Source organism: Pseudomonas sp. EL_65y_Pfl1_R83, from assembly GCF_963970695.1.
GTDB classification, from domain to species: Bacteria; Pseudomonadota; Gammaproteobacteria; order Pseudomonadales; family Pseudomonadaceae; genus Aquipseudomonas; species Aquipseudomonas tritici.
In genome coordinates, this window is record NZ_CAXAQI010000191.1 from 1 (window position 1) to 557 (window position 557).

Genomic DNA, 557 nt, shown 5'->3' on the forward strand with positions numbered 1-557 from the left:
TGCCGCTCCGCGTGCGCGTCGTGCCGGGACTGACCAGCCTGCAGCTGCTCACCGCCGCGCACGCCATCCCGCTCAATGCCCTCGCGGGTGCCGTCACGATCACCACCGGGCGGTTATTGCGCGCCTGTGGCTGGCCCGACGCGGCCGACACGGTTGTGGTTATGCTCGACAGCGGCTGCGCGTTCGAGGTGCTGGAGCCGGACGGCATTTCGATCTGGTGGGGTGCCTATGTCGGGATGCCACAGGAAACGCTGATCCACGGACCGCTCGCCACCGTCGCGCCGCGCATTGCCGCCGCGCGAGCCAACCTGCGCGCGCGCAATGGCTGGATCATGGATATCTATCTCTTACGAAAGAACCGCGCCGATGTCGCTTGACCCCGAAGACGCTGCGTCGGCGAACGAAGCGCGGCACACCGAGAAGATGCGCAAAAAACAGGCCGCGCAAGCCAGGATCGTCGCGGGGAAGACCCGCGAAAAGGGCCTCCTGATCGTCCACACCGGCAAAGGCAAGGGCAAGACCAGCGCCGCGCTGGGCTTGGTCGTGCGCGCGATCGG

Annotated in this window: 2 protein-coding genes; both read left to right on the forward strand. The window is 67.3% G+C overall.

The features are described 5' to 3' along the window. Positions 1-377 (forward strand): SAM-dependent methyltransferase (locus AACY08_RS28350; protein WP_339472413.1); only part of this gene is annotated, 377 nt, incomplete at its 5' end. After that, on the forward strand, positions 367-557 hold a 191-nt coding region (locus AACY08_RS28355), incomplete at its 3' end, for a cob(I)yrinic acid a,c-diamide adenosyltransferase (protein ID WP_339472414.1). The genes AACY08_RS28350 and AACY08_RS28355, both read left to right, overlap by 11 nt.